General features: G+C 49.6%; 11 protein-coding genes and 1 riboswitch. Of the genes, 4 read left to right on the top strand and 7 right to left on the bottom strand.

Annotation, left to right across the window (positions count from 1 at the left end):
- Nucleotides 1-22 precede the first annotated feature (22 nt).
- Genes JJU14_RS01435 through trxB form a run of 3 tightly spaced genes read right to left on the bottom strand, consistent with a single transcriptional unit; the run spans nt 23 to nt 2,393 of the window.
- On the bottom strand, nt 23-724 hold the full coding sequence (locus tag JJU14_RS01435; RefSeq protein WP_228610800.1) for an arginyltransferase: 702 nt from the start codon (nt 722-724) through the stop codon (nt 23-25).
- Nucleotides 717-1,430: a leucyl/phenylalanyl-tRNA--protein transferase gene (gene aat / locus JJU14_RS01430; protein ID WP_228610798.1), complete on the bottom strand. Its 714-nt coding sequence runs from the start codon at nt 1,428-1,430 to the stop codon at nt 717-719. The genes JJU14_RS01435 and aat overlap by 8 nt, the downstream gene beginning before the upstream one ends.
- 6 nt (nt 1,431-1,436) lie before the next feature.
- The gene (gene trxB / locus JJU14_RS01425; RefSeq protein ID WP_228610796.1) at nt 1,437-2,393 is read right to left on the bottom strand and encodes a thioredoxin-disulfide reductase; all 957 of its coding nucleotides are present in this window, start codon (nt 2,391-2,393) and stop codon (nt 1,437-1,439) included.
- A gap of 185 nt (nt 2,394-2,578) precedes the next feature.
- Between trxB and JJU14_RS01420 the strand changes: the two genes are divergently transcribed.
- Entirely contained in the window at nt 2,579-5,854 is a 3,276-nt protein-coding gene (locus tag JJU14_RS01420; protein ID WP_228610794.1) for a sensor histidine kinase, read from the top strand.
- A gap of 152 nt (nt 5,855-6,006) precedes the next feature.
- Nucleotides 6,007-7,620, top strand: a complete 1,614-nt coding sequence (locus tag JJU14_RS01415) for a S8 family serine peptidase (RefSeq protein ID WP_228610792.1) — start codon at nt 6,007-6,009, stop codon at nt 7,618-7,620.
- 72 nt (nt 7,621-7,692) lie between these two features.
- Here the strand turns inward: JJU14_RS01415 and JJU14_RS01410 are convergent, their stop codons facing one another.
- Nucleotides 7,693-8,064 (bottom strand): hypothetical protein, encoded by a 372-nt coding sequence (locus JJU14_RS01410; RefSeq protein WP_228610790.1) that lies wholly within the window; start codon nt 8,062-8,064, stop codon nt 7,693-7,695.
- Nucleotides 8,065-8,194: 130 nt separating this feature from the next.
- Here JJU14_RS01410 and JJU14_RS01405 point away from each other — a divergent pair, with 130 nt between their 5' ends.
- A complete protein-coding gene (locus JJU14_RS01405; protein WP_228610788.1) occupies nt 8,195-8,959 on the top strand; it encodes a Nif3-like dinuclear metal center hexameric protein in 765 nt (254 codons plus the stop codon).
- Nucleotides 8,960-8,971: 12 nt separating this feature from the next.
- On the opposite strand, the gene JJU14_RS01400 is transcribed toward JJU14_RS01405, so the two are convergent.
- The gene (locus tag JJU14_RS01400) at nt 8,972-9,730 is read right to left on the bottom strand and encodes an ElyC/SanA/YdcF family protein (protein ID WP_228610786.1); all 759 of its coding nucleotides are present in this window, start codon (nt 9,728-9,730) and stop codon (nt 8,972-8,974) included.
- Nucleotides 9,731-9,740: 10 nt separating this feature from the next.
- Between JJU14_RS01400 and JJU14_RS01395 the strand changes: the two genes are divergently transcribed.
- A complete protein-coding gene (locus JJU14_RS01395; RefSeq protein WP_228610784.1) occupies nt 9,741-10,508 on the top strand; it encodes a methyltransferase domain-containing protein in 768 nt (255 codons plus the stop codon).
- 6 nt (nt 10,509-10,514) lie between these two features.
- On the opposite strand, the gene JJU14_RS01390 is transcribed toward JJU14_RS01395, so the two are convergent.
- Both JJU14_RS01390 and JJU14_RS01385 read right to left on the bottom strand, forming a co-directional pair.
- Nucleotides 10,515-14,258: a translocation/assembly module TamB domain-containing protein gene (locus JJU14_RS01390; RefSeq protein WP_228610782.1), complete on the bottom strand. Its 3,744-nt coding sequence runs from the start codon at nt 14,256-14,258 to the stop codon at nt 10,515-10,517.
- On the bottom strand, nt 14,255-15,994 hold the full coding sequence (locus tag JJU14_RS01385; protein ID WP_228610780.1) for a BamA/TamA family outer membrane protein: 1,740 nt from the start codon (nt 15,992-15,994) through the stop codon (nt 14,255-14,257). Before JJU14_RS01385 ends, JJU14_RS01390 begins: the two co-directional genes overlap by 4 nt.
- 221 nt (nt 15,995-16,215) lie before the next feature.
- A riboswitch (Lysine riboswitch) is annotated at nt 16,216-16,386 on the top strand.
- The last annotated feature ends 51 nt before the right edge of the window (nt 16,387-16,437 follow it).

The raw sequence follows: 16,437 nt of genomic DNA, 5'->3' as shown, positions 1-16,437 counted from the left end.
TTGTAAAGCAAGACCGGCTTTTTTAACCAATTGACCGCCATTTTTCTGCTGAAAAGCGCTGTTGTGGCAGAAACTCTGCCTTGTACGCCATTTTAGCACAGTCTGCCACATAATAGCCCAGGTGCAGATAGTCTTTCTGCTGCAGCTGGGCCTGCTCAATAAGCAACAGGATTGCTAATATACCAGGAGAATAGCGCTGATAAGCTGGATGATAGAAGGTATAGACCGCAGACAACACCTTGTCCAGCACATCCACGACGCTGACGGCAATCAAGGTCTGCTGATGAAAAATTTCCAGCACCTCGACATTCGCCCAATTGCACTCGAGTAACGAGTCCAGTTGCTGCTGGCTTGGTGGATACATAGCACCATCGGGATGGCGAGCCTCGATATAGTGTTGATAGAGTGGGTAATAGCTTTTCGCTGTAGGTTTACCAAATCGAAGCTGCAGTTGCTCGCGCTTGGCCTTTCGTAAAATTCGCTGCTGACGTCGGTTTGCTCGAAATGCACTGACATCCAGCCGAACCGACTGACACTCTTGGCATGCGGCGCAGTGGGGGCGATACACATCATTGCCTGAACGGCGAAAATTATGTTGCAACAATTGTTGATAAAGCTTGGCGTCGATTGGGTATGAGGGCAATAAAAATATCACCTGCTCCTGTTGAGCTGGCAGGTAACTGCATGGCGCCGGAGCTGTCAGACCGAACGTCAGCTCAGTCATCTGAAACCTGTAACATCTGATCTCGCCAGCAGGTGCTATCCATTGGTTGAGTAGCCAATTGCTGCAACAGTTGTATGTAGTCGGGTCTCGCCATTGTTTGTACGCCTAGTTGCTGCAGGTAGTCGTTTGGTAACTGGCAATCGATCCAACCAGCCCCATACCTATGCAGTTGTTGCTGCAAAGCGATTAAGGCTAGCCGGGCGGTGCCTGGCTGACGATTAAACATCGACTCGCCACAGAACAGCTGGCCGATACAAAGCCCATAGAGGCCACCAACCAGTTGCTCATCTTGCCAGACTTCGATGCTATGCGCATGCCCCTGCAGATGCAGTTGGTAATAAGCTTGCTGCATCTGAGGTACAATCCAGGTATCACTTTGCTTGGATCTGGGAGCAGCGCAGCCGGCAACTACCTGGCGAAAGGCTTTATTTACGCTGAATTGATAACCCATCCTCCGTTGCTGCTTACGCAAAGAGCGGTTGAACTGCAGTTGTCCTGGTTCAAATAGGGCTCGTACTGAAGGGCTCCACCATAGAATGGGATCACCCTGGCAAAACCACGGGAAAACCCCTTTTTGATAGGCAGCCAGTATACGGGCAGGGGACAAGTCCCCGCCCATTGCCAGCAAGCCATCAGGTTCAGTAAGAGCTTGGCTCAACGCTGGAAAACTGAGCTCTTGACTGAGTTCGGGCAGAAAGATGGGCACCAGTACTTAGCTATTCAGGGCATCCAGGTAGCGTTCTGCATCCAGCGCAGCCATGCAGCCACTGCCCGCAGAAGTAATAGCCTGACGATAGATATGATCCATCACATCGCCAGCGGCAAAGACACCTTGGATGCTGGTCTGAGTGGCATTGCCCTCAGTACCGGATTGTACTTTGAGATAGCCATTGTGCATCTCAAGCTGGCCGGCGAAAATATCGGTGTTGGGTTTGTGACCAATCGCAATAAAGACACCCTGAACATCCAGTTGCTCGGGTGCTTCACCGTTGCTGGACTTTAACCGAACCCCGGTCACGCCCATCTCATCGCCTAAAACTTCGTCCAATTCACGGTGCAGGTGCAAAATAATGTTGCCAGTTTCGACTTTTTTCATCAACCGGTCGATCAGGATTTTCTCCGAACGGAAGCTGTCACGCCGGTGCACCAGATGAACTTCAGAGGCAATGTTGGATAGGTACAGTGCTTCTTCAACGGCGGTATTGCCACCACCAACTACCGCCACTTTTTGGTTGCGGTAGAAAAAGCCATCGCAGGTGGCGCAAGCAGAGACACCGCGACCACTGTATGCTTGCTCGGACTCCAGACCAAGGTATTTGGCAGAGGCTCCGGTACAGATAATCAGTGCATCGCAACTGTAGGTGCCATTATCGCCCTGCAAGGTAAAAGGGCGCTGTTTTAAGTTCACTGTGTGGATATGGTCAAACACAATTTCGGTATCAAAGGTTTCTGCATGCTCTTTCATGCGGTCCATCAGTGCAGGCCCGGTCAAACCATGCGGATCACCCGGCCAGTTTTCAACTTCCGTGGTGGTGGTCAGCTGGCCACCTTGCTGCATACCAGTGATGAGCACCGGTTTGAGGTTAGCGCGGGCTGCGTAGACTGCAGCCGTATAGCCGGCAGGGCCTGAACCCAGGATAAGCAATTGACTGTGTTTGATCTCTGACATCAGAGTACTCCATGGTTGATGTTCATTCGCATATGGGGCTGATTCTACGGAAAGGCAAGCCTGAACGAAAGTGTTCCACGGTAAATTGCCATTTCTTCTGTGTAAACCTATTTTAATGCACGAAGAATGGTGAATGTTTTGACGGCACCTGCGGTTCGATTTAAAGTGAATTACAGGCCTTTTAAATGGATTTGACTTTGAACAAAGCCCTTACCCTATTGTTATTGGTATTTGCTTTTATGATATCCCTTGCTGTTCAAGCGAATATCAATCGTATTGGCATTGATGATGGATTACCTAATACCACCATCTTTGCTGTTGTGCAGGATGAACTTGGTTTTATCTGGTTAGGAACAACTGATTCCGGTTTGCTGCGGTTTGATGGCTATCAATTTATCCAGGTACCTTTGTTAACTGAGCAAGAGGCGCAGCAGGAACCGTTTACCGATGTTGGGGTGTTATTGCTCGATAGTCAGCAACAGCTCTGGGCCGGAACCTGGGGACAGGGGGTAAGCCGGCTGGATCCATCTCGTAGCTCCTTAACTCGCTTTTTAACGGATGGGTATCAGGTTCAATCCTTGTTGGAGGCCGATGATGGTGCTCTGTGGGTCGGTACTACGGCAGGTTTGTTTCGCATCGCATCTGACGATAAGGTCTCTCAGATTGGCAGTACCGATAGTGAGCAGCCACTTTTACACCAGCGCGTCTGGAGCCTAGCGGCAGGCAAGCAAGGCGAAATATGGGTTGGTACCAGCCAAGGGGTGCATCGCTGGCATGCCTCGACTGGGTTGCAAGTTGGACGTTCACTGTTTCCTGAAGCTGCCGCGAGTAGCCGGCAGAATGAGGCCCGAGCCTTGTACTTTGCCCGGGATAAGGTCTGGGTTGGCTCTCGCTCAGGATTACTTGCGTTTGAACCTGATAGTTGGCAACGCCAGGTTTTTCCGGTACCCGGCGAAGGCGATTATGATTTCCCGCCTATTCTCAACACAATTTACCCGATATCATCTGATCTGCTGGTGATTGGTAGCTACGAAGGTTTATTTCAATTCGACTTAATCAATAACAGCTACAAGCTCTTTCGGCAGGAAACCACTTTGCTGCCTAGTTTGAATATTCGCTCGGTGTTGCTGGATCAAAGCGGGGTGCTCTGGCTTGGTACTCGTGATGGCGGCTTGTATCATACCCGCTTTGCTCGCAGCGCTTTTAGCGAATTAACTTTAGCCGATTTGCCTGAGTGGCAACGGCGCTATGAACTGTCCATCAACAGCCTCAATGCAAGCCAGCCTGGTATTCTTTGGTTTGGAACTTCTGAACGTTTGTACCGGATGCAACTTACAAGTGGTGAAATCAGCAGTTATGAGACTTCGGCCAGAGTCAATCGGATTGTAAGCTCACCCCGCGGTCAAATATTTATTGCTACTGAAGCCGGTTTATTTCATTACCTGCCAGAGCAGGATCAGATAGAGCCCTACCAGATACCTTTTACGAATTTTGCCAGCAGTCCCATTATTCGGGATATGGTGGTATTGCCAGATAGCAGCATCTGGTTTGGACTTTGGGGACAGGGGGTCTTGCATTATCATCAAGATAGCGGACGTACACGACATTTTGCCGAGGATTTTCAACGGCAACGAGCTAACGAAGTCGTCCAAACCATGCATGCGATGCCGGATGGGCGTGTCTGGGCTGGTACCCGCTACAATGGCCTTTACTTGTTGGATGCCAATGAAGGCTTTGTTCAACAGCTCAATCTCGCCAATAATAGTTGGCTCCCCTCCAATACCATTCAGTGCCTGAATCAGGATGGCCAAGGCGCCTTGATCATTTGTACCAACCGGGGGACTTTGTTTTGGCAACCGGACATCGACAGTTATAAAGTCCTCTATGCCAGCGATGGGCTAGCCAGTGATCATATGTTGGGGGCTTTGCACTCGGATGATCGCACCTGGTTAGTAAGTGCTCAGGGGTTGAGTCTGATATCTTCGGAGTTCGAAAACATAGTTACTTTCACCCATAAGGATGGTTTATCAGCGACAGAGCTCAATGCTGGGGCTATCGCAGCTGCAGCAGACGGCAGTTTGTATTTGGGAACTTTAAACGGCCTTAGTAAAGCAGAGCCAGAGCAGCTGTGGGTGAATCAACAGCCTCCCGTGCCAATGGTAACGGCTTATCGTATTAATCATGGCGAGTTGATCCCCTTATTTCTTCATCCGAACCAAGCCGCATTGCAACTACAACCTGGCCAGAACAGTCTGGAGCTTAATTTTTCGGCGATGGATTATCACGATGTGAGCCGTAATCAGTATCGTTACCGGCTAAAGGGTTTTGATGAGCGCTGGATTTATGCTGCTGAGCGCCCCAATGCCTTTTATTCAAACCTGCCACCCGGGCGTTATCAATTTCAGTTAATGGCGAGCAATAATCATGGCTTGATGTCTGATGAAAAGGATGTATTACAACTTGAAATCCTGCCTTATTGGTGGCAGCAAACTGGCTATCAGTTGTTATTGATTGTGTTGCTGCTGCTGTTTGCTTTGGCGGCCCATTGGTATCGACTTCAGCATATCCGCCAAGTCAACCGTTTGTTAAAGCAATCGATTGAAGAGAAAGGCGAAGCTCAGGTGTTGCTGGAAAGCAAAGTGGCTGAACGTACCAAAGCATTGGAGCAAAGCTCTGCTGCACTGTCACTGCGAACAAAGCAACTTGAAAAGAGTATGCAGCAGTTGTCGCAAAGTAATCAGCGGTTAAAGCAACTCAATCAGATTAAGGATGAGTTTATTTCTACCGTCAGTCATGAGCTTCGAACACCCTTAACCTCAATTCGAGGAGCTTTATCCCTGATTGATAATAAAATAGTGTCACCCGCTCAATCCAGTTATCAAGAGTTGATCACTGCTGCTTTACGAAATAGCGAACGCTTGTCTGAGCTTATTAATGATCTGCTGGATGTGCAGAAGTTTGCTGCCGGGAAAATGAGTTTAAAGTCTGAAAACATTCAGCTGCAAGATCTGATAGTGGACGCCATATCGGGTATAGCTGAGTACGCTCGTCGCTTTGATGTCGCTATTGGTTTTAACACAGAAGGGGATGTTCCACTTGTGGTTGGAGACAAGATGCGACTACGTCAGGTACTGGATAACCTATTGTCCAATGCAATCAAGTTTTCACCGCCAGGAAGTGAGGTCAGTGTAGGTCTGATAGGTCATGGCAATATGTTGCAAGTGACTGTTGCCGATCATGGCTGCGGTATTGCGGAGAGCTTTAAAGCCAGGGTGTTTGAAAAATTTGCCCAAGCCGATGCTTCTGATAGCAAACAAGTACAGGGCACTGGGTTGGGTTTGGTCATTTGTAAAAACATCATTGAAGCTCATGGTGGCGAGATCGGTTTTGAAGCGAATCAGCCGCAGGGTACCTGCTTTTGGTTTCGGTTGTTAGTTGCTCCTACAACAAACAAAAATTAACAAATAAGCACGGTATCAGGTACGATGTAATAATTTTATCATGAATTTATGGGTTTTTGTGTGTTTTTTTTGTGCAGTTGTCCGCGTTACACTCTTTGTGAAAGGACAATAAAACATGGAGGTGTCATTAGAATAACATTGGAACAAAAAAAATGAACAACACAAAAGCAACCAAGTTAGCACTGGCTATTGCCAGTACCTTCACCTTATCCAGTATCGCTGGTACCGTAATCGCAGATGATCGCATTGGTCTTAGTTCTGCTAGTCAGGGAGCTTCTCATACACTGAGACCTGATAACCGACAGTCTGAGCGTTACATCATCAAGTTTCAAGCACCGGAGTTATTAGCAGCCGCTGGTATTAAGCCTGCTGCGGATTTTGAGCGTCTATCCGATGCAGAAGCGTTTTCAGTTCATGCGGCAGAATATGTATTGGCGCAGTATCGGGTAAACGCCATTATGCACCTGGACATCGTGCAGGCCAGTGTGGCTGAATTAAGTCGTCAACAATACTATGAGCTTGCAAAACATCCAGCGGTTGAATACATCGAACTGGACCACAAGCGTTATATTGCTGATGTCATCACACCCATGGCTCAGACCACGCCTTACGGCATCACAATGGTTCAAGCCAATCAGGTGAGTGATGCCAACGCGACCAATATGAAGGTCTGTGTAATTGATACTGGGTATCAGCTTGGGCATCCGGACTTGCCATCTGCCGGGGTAACAGGTTCAACTTTCTCTGGTCATGGCGCTTGGTCTACAGACGGTAATGGACACGGCACTCATGTTGCCGGAACCATTGTCGCTTTGAACAACAACATCGGTGTGGTGGGGGTTTTGCCATCCGGATTGGTGGGGTTGCACAACGTAAAAATATTCAATAATTCAGGAAACTGGACCAATGCTTCAAACCTGATCCAGGCGATACAGTCGTGTCAGAACGCAGGTGCCAAGGTGGTCAACATGAGTTTGGGTGGTGGCAGCTCCAATACCACCGAGCGCAATGCGATGAATAGTTTCAATAACAGCGGTATGTTGTTGGTTGCTGCAGCAGGGAATGCTGGTAATACCAGCTTTTCTTATCCAGCGTCGTACGATGCTGTGGTATCGGTTGCTGCGGTTGATTCCAATAAAAACCTGGCCAGCTTTTCACAGCGAAATTCTCAGGTCGAAATTTCTGGCCCTGGTGTGAATGTAGCCTCTACCTGGATAAACAGTGGCTATCGCAGTATCAGTGGTACCTCGATGGCCTCGCCTCATGTAGCAGGTGTTGCCGCCCTGGTGTGGAGCAATCATCCGCAATGCACCAATACCCAGATTCGAAACGTACTCAATCTGACCGCAGAGCGTCGAGGAACGTCAGGCCGAAACACTTCTTATGGCTGGGGTATTGTACGCGCTAAAGCCGCGCATGACTGGATCACTAACAATGGTTGTGACGGCAGTGGTGGTGGAGGTAACCCAGGTGGCGGCCAAACTTTCCATAATTTATCAGGCTCTACCGGACAGTGGTTACGTGGCAGCTATAACATCCCTTCTGGCGTCAGTCAGCTTACTTTCCGGATTACTGGTGGCACGGGAGATGCCGACTTGTACATACGTTATGGTAATGCGCCGACTGAGCAAGTATGGGATTGCCGGCCATATCGGAATGGTAATGAAGAAGTTTGTACCTTTAATAATCCGCAAGCAGGGACCTGGCATGTGGGGATCCGCGGTTATACGGCATTCTCTGGTTTAACCTTCAGCTATCAGTATTAAACGCACTGAGATCAGTAAAGAAGCTTGCCGTTATAACGGCAAGCTTCTTTGTTAAAAAGGGTGCTGTGTAAATTAGCGTGCACCACGTGGCATGCGTTTCCCATCGCCGATTTGCTCAGCCCAGCTGGCAGCAGCGGCTTGCTGCGCTAATGGGCGTGACTTGCCAACTTTAGTGGCCGCTACTTTTTTCTTTGCAGCCGGTTTTGCTGTTGGCTTTGCAGCTGATTTCTCTGCTGGCTTAGCGGCCGCTTTTGCAGGTTTGGTTGGTGCTTTTGAGGCGCCATAACTTTGAGCTAACTCAGATAGCTCTGCTAAGCGAATATTTTTACCGCCATCCACGCTAAACCAGCCAGGTTTTTGCTCCAGCTGCGGCTCTTTACCAAAAGCAGCTTTGTATGCAGCAGTGAACTCAGCGATGACTTGGTCTTTGTCCAGTTTGCTCATTGATTGTTCCTGTTGTAGTTAGAATCGGGTGCTGATTAGTTATACAACATTCACTGCTTTCTGACAAATTTGTGTCTATGTTGAGATCTGTCTGGCTGTTAGAATGACTCTTGCAGAGTAGGAGAAAACTATGACCACCATTCATCGTCAGCTTATGCTGTCACTGCTTACCAACAAACTTAACCCTGAGCTGGTATCAGACTACTGTCCGAATGGTTTACAGGTTGAAGGCAAAGCTGAAATCGCTAAAGTTGTAACGGGAGTTACCGCTTCTCAGGCCTTGATTGATGCTGCCATTGCCTCAAAAGCGGATGCCATTCTGGTGCATCATGGCTACTTTTGGAAAGGTGAGGCAGCCAGCATCACCGGCATGAAAAAGAAGCGCCTGCAAACATTACTGCAGCATGATATCAACTTGTTTGCTTACCACCTGCCTTTGGATGTGCACGTGGAACTTGGTAACAATGCACAACTGGGGCAGCTGCTTGAATTAACGGATGTGCAGCCATTGGTTGGGGTTCAACCAACTGGTGTTGTGATGCATGGTCTTTACCCACAGGCAAAAACGCTGTCTCAGGTGGCTGCTTTGTTGGAGCAAAAATTAGGTCGTTCAGTACTAAGTCATAGTGCCGGTCAGCAAGAGGTGCAGCAGTTAGCCTGGTGTACTGGTGGTGGTCAGGGCTACATAGATGCCGCTGCGCACGCTGGAGCCGATCTCTTTATTTCCGGCGAAGTATCGGAGCAAACCATCCACAGTTCTCGCGAGCAAGGCATTCATTTTATTGCGGCCGGTCATCATGCTACTGAGCGCTACGGCGTCAAGGCGCTAGGTGAATGGCTGGCTGCTGAAACCGGTATTGCCGTAGAGTTTATTGATATACCGAACCCAGCTTAGTGCTTTGAACAGTCAGGGGTTTTCCGGATCCCACCACAGCTTCAAGCGCTGTTGCCAAAGCCCCAGGTATTCGTAATGTGCCAGCGTGAGTGTGCGAATGCCCTGTGGCGAGGGTAGGTAGCCGGCTATGCCGTGCTCAGCTGCCGGACGCCTTACCTGGTAATGAGCAGGTGCAGCTGTCACATTTGCACCGTAGTAGTCAAACCAACGCTTGGCGCGTGGCATGTGGATAGCCGAAGTAACCAGTACATTGCGTTGATCAACGATCAAAGGCGCTGCTGTAGCTGCTTCTTGCTGCGTATTGGTAGGTTCAGTAAGGCGGAGAATTTTGTGTTCATGTACGCCCAAAGCTATGGCGAAATCCGCTGCTAGCTGGGTATGGTTGCCTGATAACCCGGTTAAGTGTCCACTTACAATCAACCTGGCCTCAGGATGCTGATGCCAGAGAATGATGGCTTCAGTTAGTCTGGCTAATGAGCACTCGGCCAGTCGGCTACTTAAGGGTAAATACGTATAATCACTGTGATAGCAGCCAAGGACAATGATATTATCCACACCAGCGGTAGACTGATATGTCGGGTAGCGAAGCTCCAGTTTGGCCGCTAAGCGCTCGGTGACTGCACTGCTGCTGCCAAGCCAAAGTGCTACGATTGCAGGGAACAACAACCATAGGCCTGCTTTCTTTTTGACAATGCAAAGCGCAGCTGCGAGCAACAACCAGAGCAGCAACAATGGCAAAGGCATCAATAACGATTTAAGTAGAGGATCCATTGGGTCATCCATGAGCAAAATAAACGATCGTAATTTTGACAGCATAGCGCAGAAATTCCAACGCAACATTTATCAGACCACAAAAGGTCAGCTGCGCCAGCAGGTGTTGTTGCGTGATCTGCTTGAGTTGCCCGAGTTTCAAAAGCCGCAGCACATTTTGGACGTAGGAGCCGGCCAGGGGCAGCTTGCACTGGAACTTGCCAAGCTCGGTCACTCTATATCTTTAACGGATATATCGGCTGCCATGTTGCAGTTGGCTGTCCAGCAAGCCGAAGCACTTGGGCTTAGCCATCAGATCCATTGTCAGCAAAGCAGTTTGCAGCAATTAAGTCATCAGGGTGAGAAGTATTCTATTGTGTTGTGCCATGCCATGCTGGAGTGGCTGGCTGAGCCGAAAGCTGCTATTGGGCAGTTAAAAGCGTTAGTACGACAAGGGGGACTGCTGTCGCTGATGTTTTACAACCTGGATGCCAAGCGCTTTGGTAACATGATTTATGGCAACTTTGACTACGTGACCGATGGTTTAAGTAAGCGTAAAACGGTATCACTCAGCCCACAGTATCCGCTGGTACCTGCTGAGGTACTCAGTTGGTGTGACATTGCAGGTTTTCAGGTGCTCAGTAAGACAGGTGTGCGTTGTTTTCATGACTATTTGCGCCAACCGGCCATGCAACAAAGCCATTTCTCAGAGCTACTGGAGATGGAACTTAAGTACAATCGGCAAGAGCCTTATGCGTCCTTGGGCAAATACATTCATTTGTTGCTAAGAGCCGGGTAAGGGGATTCAATCAAATTCAAAGCGGTACAGCACATCCACCGATTGTTCCAGCCCTGTCACGGTTTCCAGGTAGAGATTACGCATCAAGCGATAACGTAAAGTAAACTCACCGAAAGGCTCGAAAATGCCAACACCGTACTTTACTTGTAAATTGCGGGTCAGATAGCCACTGACAGTGACCTGGGATTGATCGCCGCTTCCTGCCGTATCCAGTGTTAAGTCTTGTACGCCAAAGGCTTCACCAATATTACCAACCAGCTTTGAGCTGGATGCCAAGCCAAGGCCAATCAGGCTTGTTGTCACCGGGTTGGCCCCACTACCGGATTCACTGTCCAAATTTCGGCCAAGCAGTAGGTAGGAGGTAGCGTTAGCTTGAGCCATGGCCGGTTCAGAGAAAATCTGGAAGGTTGGCTCATCGGCTGGACCGCTCACACGGATCCCGGCAATGACATCATCTTCGATATTGTCCGGGTTGCGGATGGCCTCAAGATTTAAAAACGGTTGATCGGCCGGACCATTAAACAGCAATTGACCTCGGCGGATCAATAAATCTTGACCATAAGAGCGGAAGGTACCATCTACCAGATTTAACTCACCATAAAGGCGAGGTTGTTCACTGTCCTGTCGAACTTGCAAACTGCCAGCTATGTGGCTGCGCAGGCCAAAGGCTGCAAAACGGACCTGGTCGCCAAGGCGCACCCTGATATCGGTATGAATGGCTATAGGTCGGCTATCACTGGCTTCTGTCAGTGGCACAAAGTTTTCATCGGTAAGTACTTCATCGCGGCTGGTGCTGACTGCGGCATCAGGTAGGCTGTCAATCACCATGCGCGCCCACGGAATATCAATAGTGCCACTGATCAGCGCGCGTTCGGGGTTTACAGTTAACATCAGATCCGGCTGGACCTGCATCCGGCCAAGAGGGATCTGAACAGATAACGCATCTCCCTGAATTTTCAGCCCCGCTTGCCAGGCTGCAAGATCAGCCCATTGGCTATCACCCTGCAACCTGACTTGCCCCTGAGGGGTCTGGACAAAACCCTGCAATACAGCACTGTCATTTTTAAAGTCAATCGACAGTTCACCTTGCTCGATATCAATAGGGGACATCTGGCCTCGCACTGAGACATCCTGAATGGTTAGATGGCCTGTGACATCCGGCTGCTGCAGGGGGCCTTCAATCCGGATCCGGCTATTCAGTATGGCGCTGAGCTGGCTGTACTCATCCAGCAAAGGTTGTAAAAACTCGAAACTAAACTGATCGATCTGGATATCAGCTGCCAGCTGCCTGTCATCACTGGCCAATTCACGCAACGCCAGTTGGCCCTGCATGCGGCCCTGTTCAGTAACTTCCAGTTGCCAGCTCATGGAAAACTGATCCTGCTGCAGGCTAGCTTGCACCTGCAGATCGCGCCAGGGTAATTCCAGAGGATGGTCGTAGTGGTAGCTGAACTGTCCTTGCTCGATACTAAGCGCGAGGGATGCCTCTAAAGGAGAGTTAGCGTGCCAGCTGAGCTGGCTGTTTGCCTGCAGACGGCCTTCCAAGTCGGTAAAGGTGGGCAGCCAGGGCTCTAACCAACTCAGTTCGAAGTCCTGCATCGCGAGTTTTAGCTCTGCTTGTTGCTGGCTGAGTACACTTTCCTCATGCAAACAAAGGCTTGCACTTTCCCGCTGCCAGCAATGAGCCGATAGTATTAGCTGTTGTTGATCGACTAGGAGTTGCATCTGCAGCGGTTGTTGCAGCTGCCAGCGCCCCAGGTCACTGCTTAGCCAACTATTGTGCCATTGAGCAGACCAGCGCTGTTCGGCTCGATCAAACTGACCGTTAAGATTGAGTTCAGCACTTAGTGCTGTCCCAATAACAGCCAACTGCAGATGATGTTCATGTTCAGTGCCTGACAGCTCGAGCTCAATCTCATCGAGCTGATGGTCTTGCAGCTGAAGTTGTTCAAGTGTCATCTTCAGCCGCGTTTGCATTGGCTGACGGCTATCCAACTCACCGCTAAGTGCCGCATGTTGGATAGACACTAAATCTAGCCAGCCCAGCTCGCTGCCCGAAAGCTCTAGCTGTATGGCTGGGGTGTCTCTTGAACCAGTTAGTACCACTTTTCCAGCAAGTTCGCCTTGGGCATTCGCAACCGAGTCGGAAAAATCAACGATAAATACCTCGGCAGCCATCTGCCACTGATCAGTAAGTGTGCCCTGTAGTTCAAGTCGGTTTTGACCATGGTGCAAGCGAAGGGGCAGAACACTCAACTGAATAGCACCAGAGCCATCTTCATCTTGCAAAGACAGTTGTCCATCGAGGCGAAGTGGAAATTCCCTTAACCAGCCAGATAGTTGTACCTCAGGAAGGTGCAATTGCCAACCTTGCTCTGGTGTCAGTACACCATTTAGTTGACTGCTGCCAAAAATAAGTCCCGGATAATCTGGCCAATACAACCCTGGATCCAACTGTTCAAACTGCCAGCTGCTGCGCCAGGCTAACTGCTCTTTGAGATCCAGCTGACCAGAGGCATGGATCTGCCCACCTAAGGTGCCCAGTATTAGTTGCTCCACCAGAAGTTGTTGGCTGTTGAGTTTCGCATTCAGTTGAATGCTGGTAGCCGGAATTAACTCACCGCGAACATGGCTTTTCAGATGGGCATTTAGCTGCTGCAGGTTGCCTTCTGCCACCAACTTGGTGTCGGTGAGCTGATACTCTGGTTCGGTATCAAGCGGCCATTGCAAGGCGTCACTTTGCAGCTGCAGTTTAAAAGGGAGCTTATCGGTAAGTAAATCCAGTTCGGCATTGACCTGAGACTGCATGATGCCATCTACCGACAATTGCAGCATAAGGGCAGATAGATCCCCTGTGATGGCGGCAGTTACCTGGGTTTTTCCAGTTAACAAACTGGGATGAGACAGCTGCAGACTGGCCATGATTGGATAGTTTTGCTGAGGCGAAAGTTCAAGCTGAGCTTGAAGCTCCACTTGATCCTGGCGTGCACTGAAATCAATCAGCTGCAGTTTACGACGTTCCAGCAGCAAACCGAATTGAACGTGATCAAGCAGCAACTCATGATTCAGGCTAAGCTGATGCAGCTGAAACTCAATCATATCGACCTGCAGTGGAAACAACAGCTCAGGCAGATGCAGGCCTTGCCAGCTAAACAGCTCTGTACTGTCTGGCTGCTCCAACAAAGGTTCTGAGACGGCTTCCTCAGTGTTGCTAACAATGGCTAACTGATGCGCAGCCGTTGGTTGCAGTACAAGTCGATTGCCCCACAGCTCAAAGCTGCTATCAAACTGGTGCAGCGTCACCGTTAAGTCGGTTGTTTGAAACGCCAACTGATTGAGTTGAAGCTGGCGAATGTTGATTGGGAATGGAACCCAAATCTGTGGCAACGCAAGCTCAGTATTTTCAGCATCGTCAGTGGCAGGTTCTGGTTGTAGTTGAATATCTACGTGATCCAGTTGCAGCTTATTTATACACAAACTAAAGCCGAGCAGGCAGGGGAGGTGGTTGTCTACCTCAAGCCGATCTATCTTAAGTTGGATACCCTCTTGAGCAAAATGCAGTTGGTGCAACGTAAAGCCATTTAGCAGGTTGCCTTCTGCCTTACCTATGCTTAGTTCGGGCACCATGCGTTCGATTACCCAGAGGTTAAAACGTAGCCCTGGCTGGCTAAAGGCAAGCACGACCGTAAGCAGCACAAACAGCAGCACGCTATACCAAAAGCCTTTGTTCAGTTTGAGTAGCCACTTCATAACTCTGGCCCCAATGAAAAGTGCAACTGAAACTGGCGTGATTTGCCGGTGCCATGATCGAGGCCCCAGGCAAAGTCCAGTCGCACAGGCCCAATCGGAGAGGCCCAACGAATGCCAAGACCAACGCCACGTTTCCAGTCCGGATCTTTACTCCAGGCACTGCCATAATCGGCAAAAGTTGCCAGCCACCAGTTGCCGGTCACACGGTATTGATACTCGGCACTGCTGGTCAACATATAACGGCCACCCAATAAGCGATCTTCATCATCTCGAGGAGCTACCCGCTCATAGCCATAACCTCGAATGCTGCCATCGCCGCCGGCAAAAAAACGCAGACTAGGTGGGAGCGCTGTGGCTTCCTCCAGCAAAATTGCACCGGCATCAAGTCGGGTCACTATTCGGTGGTCACTACCAAAACTAGTAATGTAGTTGGCTCTGCTACGAAAGCGAATAAAACGACTGTCTGAGCCCCAGGCCCTGTCAGAGGTTTCCAATGAAAAGAGCAAGCGATCACCTCGGGTAGGCATCATACCGCCTTGACTACGGCTACGAGTGAAGCTGATCCCGGGCATCAGCAGGTTACTCCTGTCTTCTTGTTCCGCCTGCGTAAACTCGGAGTAAAGCCAGCGCATGGAAACAGTACGATACCACTTATTGCTGAGTAACCAGTGCCGCTCTGCTGCAATGGTATAATCCTGGCCTTTGCCGTCCTGGTTGTCGAAATTCTTCACACCAAACTGAAACTGATAAAAATCCTGTGCCACGTTGCGAAGTGGCAAGCGATAAGATGACTCCAGGCTCTGCTCAATTTCGGATAAAGCCAGGCGATTATTCAGGCTATGCCCTCGATCATTCAACCAAGGCCTGTTCCAGTTGGCTTTTAAGCGTGCTCCTTGAACATCGGCATAACCGACACCAAGCTCCATGCTGTTGCGTGCTCTGGGTTCCAGCTTTACATGCAATGGTACAGTGCCTTCACTGTCTTCCAGTGACTCGCCATCAGGTTCGATCAAAATAGAGCCAAACCAGTTGGTATTGGCGATGGCTTGATTAAACTCACCCAACTGACTGGCCAGGTAAGGATCACCACTTTGGAATGGGATCAGGGAGAAAAGTCGGGGCTCCTGGATTTGTGAGCCAGTAAAACGCACATCGCCAAAACGGTAACGCTGCCCACTGTCAAAGTGCAATGTTAATCTGGCTTCTTGTCGTGCTTCGGATATGGCTAGTATATTCTTGCTGAAATCCGCTTTGAAATAGCCTTTTCGTAGCGCAAGATTACCCATACTACTTTTGAGTTGTTCGTAGCGGCCATGATGTACTGCATCGCCAACCTTTGGTGCAAGCCGATCTTTCAGAGCGATGAAGTCTGCATCGGTTGCGGCTTCGCCTTGAATCTGAATATCAACTTGTTGGTAGCGGGTGACGGGCCCCTGTTCTATCGTCATGACCAGGGTGGTGCCACGGGCTGGTCGTTCAATGCTAAATTCGATGTTGGGGTGATAGTAGCCCAAAGCCCTTAATGCTACTCTTGCTTCTTGCTCAAGCCGGGCCTGAAAACGCAGTGATGTTGAGACCTCACCATTGGCGAAATTGGCCAGATACAGTTCTACATTGTCTCTGGCAGAGCCTGATACCCCCTGAATTTGCAGGCGGGTTTGGCCTTCAGCCAAAGTGACAAAGGAAGTCGTCAGTAATAAAAGCGCAACCAGTACAGCGCGGACAAAAAAAATCACTTTGGCATTGCATCCTGTTGCCGAATTAAATAGGTTCTGAGCCTAACTCAGTGCTTAACATCATGAATGAGACAGTATCGCATGAAAAGAACGTTTACTGTAGCCATACCAAGTTGAATTCAGCCTGAATTAAGGCAGTTGCATCAAAAATAGCAGACGGCCAGATAGCTATTGATTTTCAGTCGTGAACTGGTTAGAGTAGCGCCGTCCATCGAATTCGATAGACCAGAAGAGGCGCGTTGCTTAGGTAGCCTGTGTTAGATGTCTGTACATCGTAGCACAGAGGAGGGGAGCATCGCCGAGGAGCGTACGTTACAGAGCGTATAGCTTCGGTCGCCAGGGCTGAATCCCTGGGACTGTCACCTGAACCCTGGTGGAGAGCTTCTGGCCTTTGTTTACTGCTTAACAGCATGCCTGCTTTTGCTGCCTGCCTGTTTCCGGTT

This window comes from Alkalimonas sp., from assembly GCF_020831925.1.
Taxonomy (GTDB): Bacteria; Pseudomonadota; Gammaproteobacteria; order Enterobacterales; family Alteromonadaceae; genus Alkalimonas.
This window is presented reverse-complemented; position numbering and strand designations above follow the sequence as displayed.